The 17,055-nt window shown below is 58.0% G+C and carries 22 protein-coding genes and 1 tRNA gene; 12 read left to right on the forward strand and 11 right to left on the reverse strand.

Translation table 11 applies throughout. The annotated features are described in order from the left end of the window. Position 1: 1 nt before the first annotated feature. The 4 genes from CJU81_RS10840 (at position 2) to CJU81_RS10855 (ending at position 2,272) form a co-directional block, all read left to right on the forward strand. Positions 2–77 (forward strand) — tRNA-Glu (locus CJU81_RS10840). Positions 78–228: 151 nt separating this feature from the next. Then, positions 229–663 (forward strand): acyl-CoA thioesterase, encoded by a 435-nt coding sequence (locus CJU81_RS10845; protein ID WP_095036593.1) that lies wholly within the window; start codon positions 229–231, stop codon positions 661–663. 73 nt (positions 664–736) lie between these two features. Beyond that, complete coding sequence (locus tag CJU81_RS10850) at positions 737–1,696, forward strand: tRNA dihydrouridine synthase (RefSeq protein ID WP_083369462.1); 960 nt, start codon at positions 737–739, stop codon at positions 1,694–1,696. 123 nt (positions 1,697–1,819) lie between these two features. Further along, complete coding sequence (locus CJU81_RS10855) at positions 1,820–2,272, forward strand: Hsp20 family protein (RefSeq protein ID WP_016780349.1); 453 nt, start codon at positions 1,820–1,822, stop codon at positions 2,270–2,272. Positions 2,273–2,412: 140 nt separating this feature from the next. Here CJU81_RS10855 and pbpG read toward each other — a convergent pair whose 3' ends face one another. The 3 genes from pbpG to CJU81_RS10870 form a co-directional block, all read right to left on the reverse strand. After that, complete coding sequence (pbpG, locus tag CJU81_RS10860; RefSeq protein WP_095036594.1) at positions 2,413–3,351, reverse strand: D-alanyl-D-alanine endopeptidase; 939 nt, start codon at positions 3,349–3,351, stop codon at positions 2,413–2,415. 301 nt (positions 3,352–3,652) lie between these two features. After that, complete coding sequence (locus CJU81_RS10865; protein ID WP_095036595.1) at positions 3,653–3,862, reverse strand: helix-turn-helix domain-containing protein; 210 nt, start codon at positions 3,860–3,862, stop codon at positions 3,653–3,655. A gap of 9 nt (positions 3,863–3,871) precedes the next feature. Beyond that, positions 3,872–4,423, reverse strand: coding sequence for a DUF2975 domain-containing protein (locus tag CJU81_RS10870; RefSeq protein ID WP_095036596.1), 552 nt, complete (start codon positions 4,421–4,423; stop codon positions 3,872–3,874). A 219-nt stretch (positions 4,424–4,642) separates the two neighbouring features. Here CJU81_RS10870 and CJU81_RS10875 point away from each other — a divergent pair, with 219 nt between their 5' ends. Further along, positions 4,643–5,584, forward strand: coding sequence for a class I SAM-dependent methyltransferase (locus CJU81_RS10875; protein ID WP_095036597.1), 942 nt, complete (start codon positions 4,643–4,645; stop codon positions 5,582–5,584). Positions 5,585–5,805: 221 nt separating this feature from the next. Here CJU81_RS10875 and CJU81_RS10880 read toward each other — a convergent pair whose 3' ends face one another. Continuing rightward, positions 5,806–6,324, reverse strand: a complete 519-nt coding sequence (locus tag CJU81_RS10880) for a Dps family protein (protein WP_016780352.1) — start codon at positions 6,322–6,324, stop codon at positions 5,806–5,808. 205 nt (positions 6,325–6,529) lie between these two features. On the opposite strand from CJU81_RS10880, the gene CJU81_RS10885 reads away from it, so the two are divergent. Both CJU81_RS10885 and CJU81_RS10890 read left to right on the forward strand, forming a co-directional pair. Beyond that, positions 6,530–7,225 (forward strand): AzlC family ABC transporter permease, encoded by a 696-nt coding sequence (locus tag CJU81_RS10885; protein WP_095036717.1) that lies wholly within the window; start codon positions 6,530–6,532, stop codon positions 7,223–7,225. Further along, positions 7,222–7,533, forward strand: coding sequence for an AzlD domain-containing protein (locus tag CJU81_RS10890; RefSeq protein ID WP_095036598.1), 312 nt, complete (start codon positions 7,222–7,224; stop codon positions 7,531–7,533). The genes CJU81_RS10885 and CJU81_RS10890 overlap by 4 nt, the downstream gene beginning before the upstream one ends. Here CJU81_RS10890 and CJU81_RS10895 read toward each other — a convergent pair. From CJU81_RS10895 to CJU81_RS10905, 3 genes are all read right to left on the reverse strand, one after another. Continuing rightward, entirely contained in the window at positions 7,481–7,675 is a 195-nt protein-coding gene (locus CJU81_RS10895; RefSeq protein ID WP_095028200.1) for a hypothetical protein, read from the reverse strand. The two genes, CJU81_RS10890 and CJU81_RS10895, sit on opposite strands and share 53 nt — an antisense overlap. 94 nt (positions 7,676–7,769) lie before the next feature. After that, on the reverse strand, positions 7,770–7,964 hold the full coding sequence (locus tag CJU81_RS10900; RefSeq protein WP_095036599.1) for a hypothetical protein: 195 nt from the start codon (positions 7,962–7,964) through the stop codon (positions 7,770–7,772). A gap of 132 nt (positions 7,965–8,096) precedes the next feature. After that, positions 8,097–8,447, reverse strand: coding sequence for a hypothetical protein (locus CJU81_RS10905; RefSeq protein WP_095036600.1), 351 nt, complete (start codon positions 8,445–8,447; stop codon positions 8,097–8,099). A 232-nt stretch (positions 8,448–8,679) separates the two neighbouring features. On the opposite strand from CJU81_RS10905, the gene CJU81_RS10910 reads away from it, so the two are divergent. Next, a complete protein-coding gene (locus tag CJU81_RS10910; RefSeq protein ID WP_095036601.1) occupies positions 8,680–9,498 on the forward strand; it encodes a shikimate 5-dehydrogenase in 819 nt (272 codons plus the stop codon). A gap of 37 nt (positions 9,499–9,535) precedes the next feature. Here CJU81_RS10910 and CJU81_RS10915 read toward each other — a convergent pair whose 3' ends face one another. Then, positions 9,536–10,207, reverse strand: coding sequence for a YceH family protein (locus CJU81_RS10915; protein WP_095036602.1), 672 nt, complete (start codon positions 10,205–10,207; stop codon positions 9,536–9,538). Positions 10,208–10,321: 114 nt separating this feature from the next. After that, positions 10,322–11,629 (reverse strand): MFS transporter, encoded by a 1,308-nt coding sequence (locus tag CJU81_RS10920; protein WP_095036603.1) that lies wholly within the window; start codon positions 11,627–11,629, stop codon positions 10,322–10,324. 110 nt (positions 11,630–11,739) lie between these two features. Between CJU81_RS10920 and CJU81_RS10925 the strand changes: the two genes are divergently transcribed. Further along, the gene (locus tag CJU81_RS10925; RefSeq protein WP_095036718.1) at positions 11,740–12,249 is read left to right on the forward strand and encodes a DUF1993 domain-containing protein; all 510 of its coding nucleotides are present in this window, start codon (positions 11,740–11,742) and stop codon (positions 12,247–12,249) included. 69 nt (positions 12,250–12,318) lie between these two features. Here CJU81_RS10925 and sstT read toward each other — a convergent pair whose 3' ends face one another. Then, the gene (sstT, locus tag CJU81_RS10930; protein WP_095036604.1) at positions 12,319–13,551 is read right to left on the reverse strand and encodes a serine/threonine transporter SstT; all 1,233 of its coding nucleotides are present in this window, start codon (positions 13,549–13,551) and stop codon (positions 12,319–12,321) included. Positions 13,552–13,832: 281 nt separating this feature from the next. Between sstT and CJU81_RS10935 the strand changes: the two genes are divergently transcribed. Further along, positions 13,833–14,996, forward strand: a complete 1,164-nt coding sequence (locus CJU81_RS10935; RefSeq protein ID WP_095036605.1) for an MFS transporter — start codon at positions 13,833–13,835, stop codon at positions 14,994–14,996. Here CJU81_RS10935 and nhaR read toward each other — a convergent pair. Beyond that, entirely contained in the window at positions 14,983–15,882 is a 900-nt protein-coding gene (nhaR, locus tag CJU81_RS10940; protein WP_095036606.1) for a transcriptional activator NhaR, read from the reverse strand. The two genes, CJU81_RS10935 and nhaR, sit on opposite strands and share 14 nt — an antisense overlap. A 135-nt stretch (positions 15,883–16,017) precedes the next feature. Between nhaR and CJU81_RS10945 the strand changes: the two genes are divergently transcribed. Together CJU81_RS10945 and CJU81_RS10950 are read left to right on the forward strand one after the other, a co-directional pair. After that, positions 16,018–16,257, forward strand: a complete 240-nt coding sequence (locus CJU81_RS10945; RefSeq protein WP_095036607.1) for a hypothetical protein — start codon at positions 16,018–16,020, stop codon at positions 16,255–16,257. Positions 16,258–16,287: 30 nt separating this feature from the next. Further along, on the forward strand, positions 16,288–17,043 hold the full coding sequence (locus CJU81_RS10950) for a TerC family protein (RefSeq protein WP_095036608.1): 756 nt from the start codon (positions 16,288–16,290) through the stop codon (positions 17,041–17,043). The last annotated feature ends 12 nt before the right edge of the window (positions 17,044–17,055 follow it).

The following is a 17,055-nucleotide window of genomic DNA, read 5'->3' on the forward strand; positions in this document are numbered from 1 at the left end:
TGTCCCCTTCGTCTAGTGGCCTAGGACACCGCCCTTTCACGGCGGTAACAGGGGTTCGAGTCCCCTAGGGGACGCCACGATTACCCGCTTTGCGGGATTTATAAGGGTCATTCGATTATTGAATGGCCCTTTTGTTTGTCTGCAGTTTTTTAATTCCTGCTCTTCAACCTTCCCGTCGCCCCCTCTGCGTTACACTGCGCTCCTTATTTATGTACAGGGAGACAAGGCATGAGTTGGGATTTGGCAGCACCGTTCATCATTGACCTGCAGGTGCAGGCTGAAGACATCGACGGTTTTGGCCACGCCAATAACGCAGCCTATGTGGTCTGGCTCGAACGTTGTGCCTGGCGCCATTCGCAGCGCCTGGGGCTGGATCTCACCGAGTACCGCCGCCTTGACCGCGCCATGGCCGTTTCCCGGCATGAAATCGACTATCTGGCCAGCGCCTACGAAGGCGACGAGTTGCAACTGGCAACCTGGATTGTCGATTGCGACCAGCGCCTGCGCATGACCCGGCACTTTCAATTGGTACGCCCCTGCGATGGCGTGACCCTGTTGCGGGCCAAAACCACTTTTGTCTGTATCGAACTGTCCACGGGCAAGGCCAAGCGCCTGCCGCCCGAGTTCCTTGACGGTTATGGCCCGGCTGTCGTGACGGCCTGACCGTTAGCACCTGCTCATACCGATTGCCCGCAGAACCACGTAAACTGCCGCACGTTTTTTATGAGAGTCACCCATGCAAATTGCTTTGGCGCCGATGGAGGGGTTGGTCGACAACATCCTGCGTGATGTCCTGACCCGCACCGGCGGTATTGATTGGTGTGTGACCGAATTTATTCGAGTCACCGAACGGCTTTTGCCCGAAGCCTACTTCCATAAGCTCGCCCCCGAACTGCAGCACGGTGCGCAGACGCGTTCCGGTGTGCCCCTGCGCGTGCAGCTGCTGGGTTCCGATCCGGCTTGCCTGGCTGACAACGCGGCGCTGGCGGTGGAGCTGGGCAGCGGGGTGATCGACCTCAACTTTGGTTGCCCGGCCAAGACCGTAAACAAGTCCCGTGGCGGCGCGGTGCTGCTCAAGGAGCCCGAGCTGCTGCACGCCATTTTGCTGCAGGTTCGCCGTACCGTGCCTGCGCATATCCCGGTCACCGCCAAGATGCGCCTGGGCTTCGATACGCCGGACAGCGCCAATGAGTGCGCAATCGCCTTGGCCGAAGGCGGCGCCAGCCAGATCGTGGTGCATGCGCGGACCAAGATGGATGGCTACAAGCCGCCTGCGCATTGGGAATACATCGCTCAGGTGCAGGAAGCGGTCAAGGTGCCGGTATTTGCCAACGGTGATATCTGGTCAGTTGAAGACTGGCGCCGTTGCCGTGAAATCAGTGGTGCTGAAGACATCATGCTGGGTCGCGGGCTGGTGTCGCGTCCCGATCTGGCCGCGCAAATTGCCGCTGCCCGCGCCGGTGTTGAGGTGGTGCCGATGACCTGGGCCGACTTGCAACCGATGATCCGCGACTTCTGGGCACAGGCCGAAGCCCAGTTGACTCCGCGCTCGGCGCCGGGGCGACTCAAGCAGTGGCTGGCGATGCTGACCCGCAACTACCCTGAAGCGGTGGTGCTGTTCAATGCCATGCGCCGCGAAACCGACTGTGAGAAGGTTCGTCATCTGGTCAATAACCCGCCAGCCGACGCTGCCTGAACCAACTGAAAAAAATTTCAAAAAAAGCTCTTGAAATGATTTTGCCGGTCCCTATTTAAGGGGTACGCGATGCCGAAACCGGGTCGCGTAACAAAATCTCGCTGAAATCAGGAGGATGAAATTATGAGCAACGCTTTCTCAATGGCGCCACTGTTCCGTAATTCTGTCGGCTTTGACCGTTTTAGTGATTTGTTTGAAACCGCACTGCGTAATGATTCAAGCGGTGGCTACCCACCTTACAACGTTGAAAAACGCGGTGAAGACAGCTATCGCATCGTGGTAGCAGCGGCAGGCTTCCAGCAAGATGATCTGGACCTGCAAGTAGAGAAAGGCGTGCTGAGCGTAAGCGGCAGCAAACGCGAAAGCACCAGCGAAGAAGGCGTGACCTTCTTGCATCAAGGTATTGCACAGCGGGCATTCAAATTGTCCTTCCGTCTCGACGACCATATCGAGATCAAAGGCGCAAACCTGAGTAACGGTTTGCTAAGCATCGACCTGCAGCGGGTGGTGCCGGAAGAGGCAAAAGCCAAACGCATCCCGATCAATGGGGATTCGCAGCCTGCTCTGCAAAACTGATCTGAGCATGTGCCAGGCAAGAACCCCGTCCAGGTGACGGGGTTCTTTCTATCCGCGGTATGTAACGAGCAGTACGCAGGCATTTGTCCCCGATCCTCTCCCCGGGGCAAGTGCCTGCATTTCACCTCATCTGCAACCCTTTACTTGCCCGCCTGACCTGCAGTCAGCTGGTTTTTTTGCAGGTTTTTTTCGGCTTTGTAGCGCAAGGCTACATCGGGTACACCGCCACTTTTGCCGGTTTCAACCCAATTGCGAATCCGCCCGGCATCAGCGAAGTGGGTGTATTTGCCGAACGCATCCAGAATAACCAGGGATACCGGGCGACCGCCCATTTCAGTGACCAGTACCAGGCAGTGGCCAGCCTGGTTGGTAAAGCCGGTCTTGGTGATCTTGATGTTCCACTTGTCCTTGTTGACCAGATGGTCGGTGTTATGAAAACCCAGGGTGTAGTTGGGCTTGCGGAACGCCACGGTCTTTTCCTTGGTGGTGCTCAACTGGCTGAGCATCGGGTAGTGCCGTGCAGCGGCCAGCAGCTTGCTCAGGTCGCGAGCGGTGGATACGTTGTGGATCGACAGCCCGGTGGGTTCAACGTAATGAGTGCTCATCATGCCCAGGCTTTTGGCCTTGGCGTTCATCGCCGCGATAAACGCTACATAACCGCCCGGGTAGTGATGGGCAAGGCTGGCGGCTGCGCGGTTTTCCGAGGACATCAGGGTGATCAGCATCATTTCGTGGCGCGACAGTTCGCTGCCAATTTTCACCCGCGAGAACACGCCTTTCATCTCCGGTGTGTCGCTGATGTTTACGGATATTGACTCATCCATCGATTGCTTGGCGTCCAGTACCACCATGGCGGTCATCAGCTTGGTTACCGAGGCGATCGGCACGATGGCATCGGGGTTGCTGGCAAAAATGACCTTGTTGGTTTGCAAGTCGATCAACATGGCGCTGCCCGAGGCAATATGCAGCTGCGAGGTATCCCTTGGGGCCGAAATGCTTTCAGCCGCTGCGGCGATTGAAGAGGCGCTGGTGCCTGCCAGAACTAAACACAGGCTCAAAATAGAAAGATGAATTTTCACGCAGAATGACTCAAGAATGGTTGGGAAGTACCGGGCTGCAACGCTTGTTACAAATATAACGTTACATTTAGTCAGTATGGATCAATGCCGCCAGAAATGCCTGATATCGCAGGGGTTTGTCAGAGAAAAATCGAGCGCACTGACGAAACAAGGATTTGTGCCGCGGCGAGCCTAGCAGGGTGATGCTGTTGGTTGGCTGAACAGGCTGGAGTGTCGGCGGGGGAGATTGGATTCAGGCTGCGGGCAGGGTTGCGTGACGGGCCGCTCGCTTCTGCCAAGTGCGCGCAGCGAGCGGGTGTATTCAGGATTCAGCTCGATAGTGCAGCAAGTCTCCTGGCTGACAATCCAGTGCGATGCAGATGGCTTCCAGGGTTGCGAGCCTTATGCCTTTTACTTTCCCTTGCTTGAGCAGTGACAGGTTCTGCTCGGTAATGCCGACCATCTGCGCCAGGTCCTTGGATTTGACCTTGCGCATGGCCAGCATAACGTCCAGCTTAATCTCGATCGGCATTTTGGCCTCTTATACAAACTGCTGGTTTTCCCGCGCCAACGAACAGGCGTTGTACAGGCTGCGGGCGATGATCATAAGGGAAGCCGAGAGGAACAAGGCAACAAGATGCGAGGGATAGAAGCTGACGGTGAACAAGCGTTCGCCCTCGGGCCGCAAAAATGTGATCCAGACGCTCATCACCGGGGTCAGCAGGAGGCAGGCCAGCACCCAGGCAGCGACGCTTTTGCCCACTTTGCCGAGTAACAGCGCAGACTCCGCTGAAAAATACTCACCCTTGCTGTAGGCCAGAAACAGGCTGCGCAGTGCCAGCAAGCCCTTGGCAAGTATCAGCAGGGGAATGCTGGACAGGGCTATGGCGCCAGCAACCTGCCACCAGGGCATTATCTCGATGTTGGCATGCAGTGTTTCGGTCATGGCGCTCAGGCTGAAACCGCCTACATAGGTGCCTATGACGTTGGGGAATAGCCAGTAAGTAATATTGGCCAGCAGCATGGCTACAACAAGTGCCAGCGTGACGTTCGCCAGGATGCGGCTGCGATTGGCCAGGGGATCAGTTGTCATCGAACAATCCTTATCTTTGTATGTGTGTTTGTTGAAAATCTGCAATTCGTACAGGGCGAGTGTCGTGCTCTGAGCGGTGAAAATATCGTAATACGATGAGAAATGATTGTAAAACGATAATTTATTCGCCTTTCATAACAAATATTTCCGCTGCAGTGATTAGGCAGTGCTGCGCAATTGTGTAAAATGCCGGCCCCTTGAAATTGACCGGCCGGCCCGATGACTCCTGAAGCGTTAACCACCCTGCACCAGCACTTATTGACTGCACTGCAGACTGCGCCCGCTGAAACCCGGCGTTTGTTCCATGGGCGCGGGCGCTGCTGGCCCGGGCTTGAGCAATTGACGGTGGACTGGCTGCAAGGCGTGGTGCTGGTGTCGCTGTTCAAGGAGCCCGAGGCCGAACAATTGGTGGCCCTCAAGCAACTGTTGCAGACCATCGCACTGTCACCCGCCTGGCAGGCCAGCGGTGCACACACGTTGGTGCTGCAGCATCGCTATATGCTGCAGAGCGACACCGAGTGGCTGGTGGGCGAGGCGATTGACGAGTGCACGCTGACTGAAGGCGGGCTGCGCTATCGCGTGGATCTGGGCCGCAAGCAGAACAACGGTCTGTTCCTGGATATGCGTTATGGTCGCGATTGGGTTAAGGCCAATGCCGGAGGCAAGCGGGTTTTGAACCTGTTTGCCTACACTTGCGGGTTTTCCGTGGCCGCAATCGAGGGTGGCGCGCAGCATGTGGTCAACCTCGACATGTCCCGTGCGGCCCTGAGCCGTGGGCGCGACAACCACCGCCTGAACGGGCACGACATGAGCAAGGTGACGTTCCTGGGGCATGAGCTGTTCAAGTCGTGGGGCAAGGTGAAAAGCACCGGCCCTTACGATCTGGTGATTATCGATCCGCCATCGTTTCAAAAAGGCAGTTTTCTGCTGACCAAGGATTACCAGCGTGTAGTGCGCCGCCTGCCAGAGTTGCTCAGTGAAAACGGCACGGTACTGGCCTGCATGAATGACCCGGCACTGGGTTCGGATTTTCTGATCGATGGCGTCACCCGGGACGCGCCGAGCCTGCGTTTTGTCCAGCGTCTGGAGAATCCGCCGGAATTTGCGGATACCGACGCCGAGTGTAGTCTCAAGGCGCTGGTGTTCAAGCAGGGCGTTTGACAGGCAAAAAAAGCCCGCAGGGGAGGCGCGGGCAAGGGGTTCATTGAATGAGCAATGAGCGCGGCGAATATACCGTTCGCCGCGCTCAAAGACTGTGAAACAAAATTCATGCTGCGCCAACCTGTAGTCGCTGACGAGGAACGAAGGCTGCGAGCTTTGGATCTTAAGGGCTCGCAGCCTTCGTTCCTCGTCAGCGACTACAGGTTGGAAGGGGTTATGCGTTATTTGGTGCGCGACGACTCAAACAGGAACCATACGCGACGCTCGGCCTCGTCGATCCAGTTTTCCAGCAGGCTGGTAGTCGCCACATCGCCCAGCTCGGAGCACATGTCGTGGGTCTCACGCATATAGGCGGCCAGCTGGATATTGTCTTCGCGCAGTTCTGCCAGCATGTCTTCCGGCGTCACGAAGTCGGCGTCGTTGTCCAGCAGGCGTTGCAGCTTCTTGATGTGGCCGATGGAGCGGATCGTGGTGCGCCCCAGCTTGCGTACACGCTCGGCAATGGCATCGGTGGTCGCGTAAATCTGGTCAGCCTGCTCGTCGAGCAGCAGGTGGAAATCACGGAAATGCGGGCCGGACATGTGCCAGTGGAAATTCTTGGTTTTCATGTAGATGGCGAAGGTGTCTGCGAGCAGCGCGTTCACTTCGGCTGCAATATCGATACAGGCTTGTTCGCTCAGTGCCGTAGGTGTCCGCAGATCGGCCTTTCTGCTTTCCTTGGCGGATTTCAGGTCTTTCATGGTGGTTCCTCGTGGCAGCGGTTGATCGGAATTAACGTCTCTTGAGTGCGGCTGACTAAAGACCAGGTTTGCTCTCTCGTCAAACGCGGCGGGCCGCTTTCAAGCGGGCCGCGTCAAGTTATGAGGACAGCAGAGCAAGATCGTTCAAGACTTTTTGCCCTGGAGTTGCGACCCTTTGCCGCTGCTTACTGCCGGAATGTTTTTGATGCCTGATGCCCTTGCTCGAACCGCGTTTGTTCGCGGCACCATTGCCTGCCTGCCGCTGACCCTGGCGTGCGCCCCTTGGGGGCTGCTGGCGGGCTCCACGGCGATCGATGCCCAATTGACCCCCGCACAAAGCCAGGGGCTGTCGCTGTTTGTGTTTGCCGGGGCGGCGCAATTGGTCGCTATTGGCATGATCAAGGGCGGCGCCAGTGCGATTTCAATTCTGGTGACCACCTTGCTGCTGACCTCGCAACACTTGCTCTATGCCATGCACTTGCGTCCGCTGGTGGCGCCGCTAGAGCCCAGATGGCGCTTCGGCCTGGGCTTTTTGCTCACTGATGAGTTCTTTGCCCTGGTCAGCCCGTTCGACCAGAAGACTTTCAATCGCTGGTACGCGCTGGGCGTAGGATTGTGCATGTACGTGGGCTGGAATATTTTCACCTTGTTGGGCGTCGTGCTGGGCAAGAGCATCCCCGGGCTGGACCAGTTGGGGCTGGAGTTCTCGATTGCCGCGACCTTTATCGCGTTGATTACGCCAATCGTGCGCAATATCCCGACAGTCGTTTGCGTGGCGGTCTCGTTGTTGAGCGTGGTGCTGTTCGGCTATTGGCAGTGGGAGTCGGCCATTGTGCTGGCAGGGCTGGCGGGGATGGTTGCGGGTTATCTGTGCAAGCGTCTGGGAGGTATCTGGGCATGATCTGGGCAATTATCGGCGGGATGACCCTGATCCTGTTTTTCAACCGCTACCTGTTTCTGGAACCGCGCTTGCCAATTCGCCTGAATCGCGGGGTAAAGGAGTTTTTGAGCTTTGCGGTGCCGGGGATGCTGACGGCGATTTGCGGGCCGATCATTTTCGTCAAGGATCACCAGCTCGACCTGAGCCCCGGCAACCCGTACCTGCTGGCCGGGCTGTGCGCCATCGGATTGATGCTGTGGAGCCGCAACGTGCTGCTCAGTGTCGCGTTGAGTGTGGCGCTGTTTTATCTGTTTCGCTGGTGGCTTTGATCTGAGCGGCGGCGCGCGAGGTAAACGGGCCGCTGACGGCAACGCCGTCACTGACCACATACCAGCACGCCAGCAGACCGTCGGCACGCAACGGAGCGGGTACGGCACTGCCGATCACCGACATGACATGAATCTTGGGCATACATACCTCCTTCAACAATGGCGCTACCTTACGGGCCGGGCCGCTGCGCAAGAAATCATTGCGCTTGATAGTCGTCATTGATGCCGATGAGGTGTCAGTCAACCACCTGATCAAGCATGTGCATCACTTCTTGATCGCTCAACAGCCCTTCGCGCACAAGATGCTGGGTCAACAATGACACCAGTTTGGCGGTGCGGTGACCTTCGAGCTGCTTGAGCTCGGTCAGGGTGTTGTACACCTTGCTGGAGGTGCAGAGCCCGACGATATGGTGCGGGTTTTGTGTAGGCATAAAGGTCGTCCTTGTTTTTATGTGTGTGTCGCTGATGGCGCCGCTGGCGCTCATAATGCCGCAGTACGCGGCACTATGATGTTTCATCCGCGACATTCACATCGTCTATCCGGGCCCGCCGTTGTGCCGGGGTTACCAGCGTGGCGGGCCGTAATAGCCCCGTGGCGGGCCGTAGTACACCGGTTGCGGCCGACCGTAGTAGCCCTGATAGTAAACGGGCTGGGGCGGCTGTACATACACCGGTTGCGGTTGGTAATAGACCGGCGGGGCCTGTACATAAACCGGTTGTGGCTGCACATACACCGGTTGTTGTACATACACCGGGCGCTGCTCATGGCCGGCGATAACCGAGCCAACCACCGCAGCCCCCACTACCGCGCCAAAAATTGCAGGCCCGGGGCCCCAGCCACCATGGGCGGATGCCTGCCCTGCGACAGCCAGGGCGCCGATAAGCAAAGCGATTTTGGGGATGGTACGCATCATGACGAATCCTCGAATTCCAGCCCCGACGTTCAGGTCTGCACCAGACCACAGATAATCGCGGGGATAACATTAAGACCGTGTTTTTTTAAAAAACTGCGAAGCGCTCGGGTAAATTTTGTGTAAGGTCTGCGGGCGCTGAGACGTTTCAGCGCGGGCGACTGCATTATGATCCAACAAATTTCCCGGCGCGGCTTGTGCCGTCCATCTAAAAGCATTCAGCAAGGAGATGAGCATGCAAATGAATCCGAATAAAGACACCCGACTGTGCATATCGCTGTCAGGCCGACCGGGTAACTTCGGGCTGCGTTTCCATAATCATCTATACGAACAACTGGGCCTGAACTTTTACTACAAGGCCTTCAGCAGCAAAGACCTTGAAGGGGCGGTCACGGGTATCCGCGCCCTGGGCATTCGTGGCTGCGGCGTGTCGATGCCCTTCAAGGAAGCCTGCATTGCCCTGGTGGACGAGCTGGACGCGTCGGCGCGGGCCATTGCGTCGATCAACACCATCGTCAACACCGACGGCCATCTCAAGGCCTACAACACCGACTACATCGCCATCGCCCAGTTGCTGGACAGCCATAAAGTACCCAAAGACATCACCTTTGCCCTGCGTGGCAGCGGCGGCATGGCCAAGGCCGTGGCTTCGGCGTTGCGTGATGGTGGGTATCGCAATGGCCTGATCGTGGCGCGTAACGAGGCAACAGGGGCGGCCCTGGCAGCAAGCTGCGGCTATGAATGGCAGCCTGAGCTGGGCGCGCAGCGGCCGCAAATGCTGATCAACGTGACTCCGGTGGGCATGACGGGCGGCGCTGAGGCCGACGATCTGGCCTTCGAGGCAGACGCCATCGATCGCGCAGACATCCTCTTTGATGTGGTGGCGATCCCGGTAGAAACGCCATTGATCGTGCGCGGCCGGGCCCAAGGCAAGCAGGTGATCACGGGGCTTGAAGTGATTGCGATCCAGGCCCTGGAGCAGTTCGTGCTGTACACCGGAGTGCGGCCCACTGCCGAGCAGTTTCAGGCGGCAGTGGCGTTTGCTCGCAGCTGATGGCGATGGGGGCGAGTGATCTCGCCCCTGAGCAGATTTACTCCAGCTCTGCCAGACGTGCTTCGAGGGCGGCAATCCGCGCCTCAAGGGCTTCAAGACGTTCCAGTGACACACTTGCGCCGCTGCTGCGCTCTGCAGGTTGTTGGCGGGCGGCCATGATTGTTTCGATTTCGGCCGGGTCGCCCAGAGCGTGCATATAGCGGTCTTCGCGCTGTCCGCTCTGACGCGGCACCAGCAGGGCCAGATCGCGGGCAATCAGACGTTCCAGCTGATGCTGAACCTGTTCGGTGTCTTCGAAGTCGTGCATGCGTGAACTGCGGGTTAGCAGCTCGTTGAGGGTTTGCGGACCGCGCAGGAACAACAGGCCCAGCAACACCACTTGCTCAGGCACCAGTTCCAGCGCCTTGTCGACCTTATGTTCCCAGCGATCCGCCCGGCTACCCATCACCAGACGGGTAAAGCCGCGGCCTTCCAGCGCGCGCAGGCTTTGCCCGACCTGACCTTGCGTGAGGTTAAGCACCGGCTCGCGGCTGGTTTTCTGGTTGCACGCCAGCACCAGCGCATTGAGGGTCAGCGGGTAGGTTTCCGGGTTGGTGGCCTGTTTCTCGATCAGGGAGCCGAGGATGCGGATCTCGGTGCTGTTGAGCAGAGGTCCTGCGTCAGAATCGTTTTGTACGTTTTCTGAGAACTGATCAGCGGGAACTTCCATTTTCATCTCCAATTTGAGTAACCGTTGCCAGCGGCCATTGTGGAGTCTTTTGCGCGGTAGAGCGACTGGCAAGTCATTGCGGCTCGCTGCCACAGGTTGTTATCTGAATGGCTATCAGCGATTGACCAGTTTGGCGGGCAGTGCGATCACCAGCAGGCAACTCAGCAACAGGCAACTGGCGAAGAACCACATCGCGCCGGAACTGCTGCCCGTTACGTCGATGGCAATCCCCATCAGGGAGTTGCTCACCAGTCCGGCGATATTGGCCAGCGAGCACGCCAGAGCGAAGCCGGTAGCGGCTGCGCGGCCCTTGAGAAAGGTTGCCGGCAAGCTGAAAAAAACCGGTACGGCGCCGATGATGGCGGCTGAGGCAATCGCAAACAACAGAACGGTGGCAACCACGCTGTGGCTAAACCAGGTGCTGGCCGCCATTGCGGCCGCACCGACCACAAAAGGCACAATGATATGCCAGCGCCGCTCGCGATGCCGGTCGCTGCTGGCGCCGATCATCAGCATGCCGATCAGGGCGGCAACGCTGGGCAGGGCGGTGAGTACGCCAATATGGAAGTTGTCGGTTACCCCGGCGTTGCGAATAAAAGTCGGCATCCAGAACGCCATGGCGTAAGCGCTGAGCAGGATGGAGAAGTCGATACCGCCCAGCATCCAGATCTTGAGGTTGAAAAATCCGTCGCGAAAACTGTGCATGCTGTTCTGGCCTTCGGCGTTGTCCTGGTGCAGTTGCTGCTCCAGTAACGCTTTTTCGTCGGCGTTCAGCCATTTAGCCGTGTGATGGCTGTTTGGTAGAACCCGGAAGGTCAGGATGCCCAGCAACACGCTGGGGATCGCTTCGAGCGCAAACAGCCATTGCCAGCCGCGTAGCCCCGCGACAGTGTCGAAGGCGCCCATGATCCAGCCTGAAAGCGGCCCGCCGATCACGCTGGAAAGCGGCATGCCGATCATGAACAGGGCAATGATGCGGCCGCGTCTTTGGGTCGGGAACCAGGTGGTCAGGTAATACAGCACGCCGGGCAAAAAACCGGCCTCGGCCACGCCCAGCAGAAAGCGCACGATATAGAACTGGGCAGGGGTGGTCACCAGCAGGGTGCAGGCCGAGAGCAGGCCCCAACTGATCATGATTCGGGCTATCCAGACCCTGGCGCCGACTTTTTCCAGGATCAGGTTGCTCGGCACTTCGAACAGGATATAGCCGACAAAAAATAGCCCGGCCCCCAGACCGAATGCGGTTTCGCTGAACTGCAGGTCGCCGAGCATCTGCAGCTTGGCAAAGCCGATATTGATCCGGTCCAGGTAGGCGGCCAGGTAGCAAAAACACAAAAAGGGTACGAGCTTCCAGGTGATCTTGCGATAGAGCGCCTGAACCGGGGTCGCCGCAGGAGCGGTGCCAGGATGTGCTAAGGGCATGGATGTTTCCTGCGGGAGGCCTGATGGTTGATCTTCATACACCAGATGATCACTGGCGTGTCTATAATCGGCGCACATTCCATTCCTGCCCACAGACTGTCGAGACTTTCATGACTATCTCTCTGTACGCCGCTTCCGTTCCCGTGTTCAAACAAATGCTCAATGCCCTGAGCGGTGTTCTGGCCAAGGCTGAAGCACATGCGACCGCCAAGAACATCGACCCGAGCGTGTTCTTGCAAGCGCGCCTGGCGCCGGACATGTTCCCGCTGGTGCGCCAAGTGCAAATCGCCGTTGATTTCACCAAGGGTGTTTCGGGCCGTCTGGCTGAAATCGAATTGCCAAAATATGACGACAGCGAAGTGACCTTTGCCGACCTGCAAGCGCTGATCAGCAAAGTGCTGGCGTTTGTAGATGGCATCAAGCCAGAGCAAATCGACGGCAAGGAAGGCATCGAAATCATCACCCGTCAGGGCACGCCCAAAGAAAAACGCTTCACCGGCCAGGCGTACCTGCTGTCCTACGGCTTGCCGCAGTTCTTCTTCCACGTAACCACTGCTTACGCGATCCTGCGCCACAACGGTGTTGAGATCGGCAAGCGTGACTACATGGGCGCGTTCTAAGCAAATCCCTTGTGGCAGCGGGCTTGTGCGCGATGGCAGCATCGCGCACAAGCCCGGCTCCCACCTGACTCAGCCCTGTTGCAGGGGCTTGTCTTCCTGGGCCATACAGGCCGCAGCAGTAAACAGAACGTCGGTGGACGAATTGAGTGCAGTTTCTGCTGAATCCTGCAGGATGCCGATAATGAAACCCACGGCCACCACCTGCATGGCAATCTCGCTCGGGATGCCGAACAGGCTGCACGCCAGCGGAATCAACAGCAGCGAACCGCCCGCCACACCCGATGCGCCACAGGCGCAAATGGCCGCCACCACACTCAGCAAAATGGCCGTCGGAATATCGATCGCAATCCCCAGCGTATGCACGGCAGCCAGGCTCAGCACGGTGATGGTGATCGCTGCGCCCGCCATATTGATGGTGGCACCCAGCGGGATTGATACCGAGTAGGTGTCTTCATGCAGGCCCAGGCGCTCGCTCAATGCCATGTTTACCGGGATATTGGCCGCCGAACTGCGGGTGAAAAACGCGGTAATGCCGCTTTCGCGCAGGCACAAAAACACCAACGGGTAAGGGTTGCGACGCAACTTCCAGAACACGATCAGCGGGTTGACCACCAGCGCCACAAACAGCATGCAGCCGATCAACACGGTTAGCAGGTGCAGGTAGCCCAGCAGGGCGCCGAAGCCTGAGCTGGCGAGGGTTGCGGCGACCAGACCGAAAATCCCCAGCGGGGCAAAGCGGATCACCACGCGCACAATCAGGGTGACGCCGTTGGACAGGTCATTGAGCACGGTGCGGGTGGTGTCGCCGGCATGGCGGATGGCTACGCCCATGCCGATGGCCCACGCCAGGATGCCGATAAAGTTGGCGTTGATCAGCGCGTTGACCGGGTTGTCGACCACGCTCAGCAGCAGGCTCTGCAGCACTTCGCTGATACCGCCGGGCGCGGTAATGGCGATGTTTTCAGTGGCCAGTACCAGGTTTGACGGAAACATCATGCTGGCGATAACAGCCACGACGGCAGCAGCAAATGTGCCGAACAGGTACAGAACAAGAATCGGGCGAATATGGGTTTCCTGGCCGTGTTTGTGGTTGGCAATCGAGGCCATAACCAGCACAAACACCAGGATGGGTGCTACGGCTTTCAAGGCGCTGACGAACACCTTGCCGATAAAGGCCACCGAAAGGGCTGCGGAGGGCGCAAGCCAGGCCAGCAAAATACCGGCAATCAGACCGATCACAATCTGGGTTACCAGGCTGGTGCGCTTGAGCTTTTGCAGCAGGGTAGGTGGAGTGTCAGTCATAAGGGTTTCTCTAGTTGTTCTGGGTAGCGCATTGAAAAACTGTGGGGCGAACAGCGGCAAACGGGCAGGCTGATCGACGCAAGTCGGCGGGATGCGAACTTTATCATAGACGTGTAGGGGCTTTCCTATGCAGGGGCAATCTGCCACATCTCCGGCTGAACTTATCTCGGCTCATTTGGCCGCAAGCCGAAGCATTCTGTTACCATTGCCCATCCCCCACTTATCTTCAAATCAGCGGGCCTTAAGGGCTTTCGCTGGCCTCGTTGTCTCTGGAGTTATTCATGCTGTTGCCCATCCTGCTGCTGTCTGCGGCCGGCTTTACCGTGCTCACCACCGAATTTGTGATCGTCGGCCTGCTGCCTTCGATTGCCCGCGACCTTGAGGTCAGCGTGCCCCAGGCCGGTTTGCTGGTGACCTTGTTCGCCTTCACGGTTGCGGCCCTTGGCCCGTTCCTGACCGCCTGGTGCGCGCGCTTTGAGCGCAAGCGCCTGTTTATCTCGATTTTGCTGATGTTCGCCTTCGCCAATACCGTGGCGGCGCTGGCGCCGAATATCTGGGTGATGGCTTTTGCCCGGCTGCTGCCGGCATTGGGCTTGCCGGTGTTCTGGGCTCTGGCCAGTGAAACGGCGGTGGATATCGTAGGCCCGGAATACGCCGGGCGGGCGATTGCCAAAATCGGTTTCGGCATCGTCTGTGCGACCGTGTTTGGCATTCCCGTAGGCACCTTGATCTCGGATGCCTGGGGCTGGCGCAGTGCCTTCGGTATTCTGGCGGTGGTCGCCCTGGCCAAGGCCTTGTTGCTGTGGCTGTATTTGCCCGTGACCCGGGTGGTGAAAGAGCATGTCACCTTGAGCTCACAGTTTGCCCTGCTGCGCAGCCCGCTGATGATTGGCCATATCGTGCTGTCAGTACTGGTCTTCAGCGGCATGTTCACGGCCTACACCTATCTGGCCGATATTCTTGAGCGTCTGGCAGGTTTTGACGGCTCGCTGGTGGGGTGGTGCCTGATGGGCTTTGGCGCCGTCGGTCTGATCGGCAACTCGCTGGGCGGGCGCATGGTGGATCGCCATCCGCTGATCGCCTCGATGGTGTTTTGTGCCTTTATGATCAGCGGCCTGGTGGCGCTGGTGCCGAGCATTCACTCAACCTTGGGCCTGGCAGCGGCAATGGGCATTTGGGGGGTGACGCAGGCCGCGATGTTTCTGGTCAGCCATGTACGGCTGATGAAAGTTGCCCCGCATGCACCGGCATTTGCCGCGTCGCTGAACATTGCCGGGGCCAATCTGGGGATCGGCCTGGGCGCCATGATTGGTGGGCGGGTTATCGACAACTATGGCCTGGGCAGCCTGGGATTTGCTGCTGCCGGGTTCATCCTGATCTCGATTCTGCTGGCCTTGTTGCTGATGACCGCCAAGCCGCGCCCGACGTGCGCTAGCGCGGGGTAAACAGCTCGCGGCGGGCCCCCTCGGTAATCGCAACGATGCCGGGGTGGCGGATCTTGCGCTCCACAGTAATGGCGTAGAACGATTCGGTGACCGCCTCGGTGTGGCCGATCAGTTCAACATCAAACTGGCGTATCACCTCCTGCGCAATCACGCTGGGCGCGATAAATACGCCGATGCCGGACTGGCCGAAAGCCTGCATCAGTGCGCTGTCATCAAACTCGCCAACGATTCGCGGCTGTATCTGCTGCTCGGCCAGCCAGCGCAGCAGACGGCTGCGTAGCATGGTTTCGGGCCCTGGAATCAGGAGTGGCGCGCCTTGCAGGCAGTGCGGGAAGTTTTCGGTATAGTTTTTGGCAAGTGCTGCGGTGGCGAAAAAGCTGATGCCGCATTCCCCCAGTTTCTGGCTGAAGCCCTTGATATCGAGGTGCGAAGGCATCGGGCTGTCGGAAATTACCAAATCAAGACGCTGAATAGCGAGGTCCGCGAGTAGCCGGTCAAGCTTGTCTTCACGGCAGGTGATACGGATCGGCTCATCCAGTTCCATGGTCGGGGCGATCAGGCGATACACGATCGACTTGGGCACCACGTCGGCCACCCCCACCCGGAACAGGATCTGCTGCTCCTTGGGCGCCATACGTAGCATGCTTTCCAGTTCGTTGCCGACCTGAAAGATCTGTTCGGCATAAGGCAGTACCTGGCGCCCGGTCTCGGTTAGTTCCAGTTGGCGCCCGACCCGGCGAAACAGCGGCAAGCCATAGGTGTCTTCGAGCAGGCTGATTTGCCCGCTGATCGTCTGCGGCGTGAGGTTCAATTGCTCGCAGGCGCGAACAATGCTGCCGGTCTTGGCCACAACCCAGAAATAATGCAATTGGCGGTAGTTGAGCATCAGCGTCGCAACACTTCGTAAAAACCGAAGTATAGCGCTTAAAAATACGAATTTTTCTGAAGTGTTCGCTTCTCTAGAATCACGCGTTATGCGCAAGCCACTCTGGTGGCCGCCGGTTTAGAGAGGGAAATGACCATGAACATCAAGAAAGTAGCAGTGGCCGTGCTGTTGTCGGCAGGTTTGCTGGCGATCGCGGGTTGTGACCAGGCTGAAAAAGCCGCGCAACAAATGTTGAGCAAAACTGCTGAGTCCGCCAAGCAAGCGATTGACGATACCCATAAGGCCGCCGAGCAAGCGCTTAGCGAAGCCACTGGTGGGGTGATTGAAAAAGAAAAGCCTGAGCAAGAAAACCAAGCTTCATCCAAAGCCATTTAACTGGTCTTACTGCAGAGTCCGAACACACCTATGGAATATCTTTTACAACTGGCTGCCAGCCCCGCAGCCTGGGTCGCTTTAGCCACGTTGATCGTGATGGAAATCGTGCTGGGTATCGATAACCTGATCTTTATCTCGATTTTGACCAACAAGCTGCCTGAGCAATACCGTACCAAGGCACGCCGTATCGGTATCGGCATGGCGCTGATCCTGCGTCTGGGCTTGCTGGGTACCATTGCCTACATCGTGCAGCTGACCACGCCGGTATTTGAAGTGCTGGGCAAGGCCTTCTCGTGGAAGGACATGATCCTGATTGCCGGTGGTCTGTTCCTGGTGTGGAAAGCCACCAGCGAAATCCACCACAGCATGACCCCGCAAGTCGAAGAAAAAACTGACAGCGTGTCGTCGAAAGTCACCTTGGGCTTTGCCGCAGCCATCGGCCAGATCCTGATGCTCGACCTGGTGTTTTCCATCGACAGCATCATTACGGCGGTGGGTATGACCGAACACCTGCCGATCATGGTGATTGCAGTGGTGGTGGCGGTGATGGTGATGTTGCTGGCTTCGGAGCCTTTGGCCAAGTTCATCAACGATAACCCGACCGTGGTGATGCTGGCCCTGGCCTTCCTGATCATGATCGGCATGACCCTGATCGCTGAAGGTTTCGGTGCCCATGTGCCTAAAGGTTATGTGTATGCAGCGATGGCGTTCTCGGCCACGGTTGAAACACTTAACATTCTTGCGCGGCGGGTACGGGAAAAACGGCAGGCTGCGCTAATCAAATAAACTCAGGTTGAT

The organism is Pseudomonas fragi (genome assembly GCF_002269505.1).
Taxonomy (GTDB): Bacteria; Pseudomonadota; Gammaproteobacteria; order Pseudomonadales; family Pseudomonadaceae; genus Aquipseudomonas; species Aquipseudomonas fragi_D.

Coding starts and splice junctions, on each gene's coding strand:
- CJU81_RS10935 (WP_095036605.1), top strand. CDS start 13,833: ATGCTGTTGCCCATCCTGCTGCTGTCTGCGGCCGGCTTTACCGTGCTC.
- CJU81_RS10920 (WP_095036603.1), bottom strand. CDS start 11,629: ATGCCCTTAGCACATCCTGGCACCGCTCCTGCGGCGACCCCGGTTCAG.
- CJU81_RS10945 (WP_095036607.1), top strand. CDS start 16,018: ATGAACATCAAGAAAGTAGCAGTGGCCGTGCTGTTGTCGGCAGGTTTG.
- CJU81_RS10855 (WP_016780349.1), top strand. CDS start 1,820: ATGAGCAACGCTTTCTCAATGGCGCCACTGTTCCGTAATTCTGTCGGC.
- CJU81_RS10915 (WP_095036602.1), bottom strand. CDS start 10,207: ATGGAAGTTCCCGCTGATCAGTTCTCAGAAAACGTACAAAACGATTCT.
- CJU81_RS10870 (WP_095036596.1), bottom strand. CDS start 4,423: ATGACAACTGATCCCCTGGCCAATCGCAGCCGCATCCTGGCGAACGTC.
- CJU81_RS10925 (WP_095036718.1), top strand. CDS start 11,740: ATGACTATCTCTCTGTACGCCGCTTCCGTTCCCGTGTTCAAACAAATG.
- sstT (WP_095036604.1), bottom strand. CDS start 13,551: ATGACTGACACTCCACCTACCCTGCTGCAAAAGCTCAAGCGCACCAGC.
- CJU81_RS10850 (WP_083369462.1), top strand. CDS start 737: ATGCAAATTGCTTTGGCGCCGATGGAGGGGTTGGTCGACAACATCCTG.
- CJU81_RS10890 (WP_095036598.1), top strand. CDS start 7,222: ATGATCTGGGCAATTATCGGCGGGATGACCCTGATCCTGTTTTTCAAC.
- CJU81_RS10885 (WP_095036717.1), top strand. CDS start 6,530: ATGCCTGATGCCCTTGCTCGAACCGCGTTTGTTCGCGGCACCATTGCC.
- CJU81_RS10880 (WP_016780352.1), bottom strand. CDS start 6,324: ATGAAAGACCTGAAATCCGCCAAGGAAAGCAGAAAGGCCGATCTGCGG.
- CJU81_RS10845 (WP_095036593.1), top strand. CDS start 229: ATGAGTTGGGATTTGGCAGCACCGTTCATCATTGACCTGCAGGTGCAG.
- CJU81_RS10905 (WP_095036600.1), bottom strand. CDS start 8,447: ATGATGCGTACCATCCCCAAAATCGCTTTGCTTATCGGCGCCCTGGCT.
- CJU81_RS10895 (WP_095028200.1), bottom strand. CDS start 7,675: ATGCCCAAGATTCATGTCATGTCGGTGATCGGCAGTGCCGTACCCGCT.
- CJU81_RS10875 (WP_095036597.1), top strand. CDS start 4,643: ATGACTCCTGAAGCGTTAACCACCCTGCACCAGCACTTATTGACTGCA.
- CJU81_RS10900 (WP_095036599.1), bottom strand. CDS start 7,964: ATGCCTACACAAAACCCGCACCATATCGTCGGGCTCTGCACCTCCAGC.
- CJU81_RS10950 (WP_095036608.1), top strand. CDS start 16,288: ATGGAATATCTTTTACAACTGGCTGCCAGCCCCGCAGCCTGGGTCGCT.
- CJU81_RS10865 (WP_095036595.1), bottom strand. CDS start 3,862: ATGCCGATCGAGATTAAGCTGGACGTTATGCTGGCCATGCGCAAGGTC.
- CJU81_RS10910 (WP_095036601.1), top strand. CDS start 8,680: ATGCAAATGAATCCGAATAAAGACACCCGACTGTGCATATCGCTGTCA.
- nhaR (WP_095036606.1), bottom strand. CDS start 15,882: ATGCTCAACTACCGCCAATTGCATTATTTCTGGGTTGTGGCCAAGACC.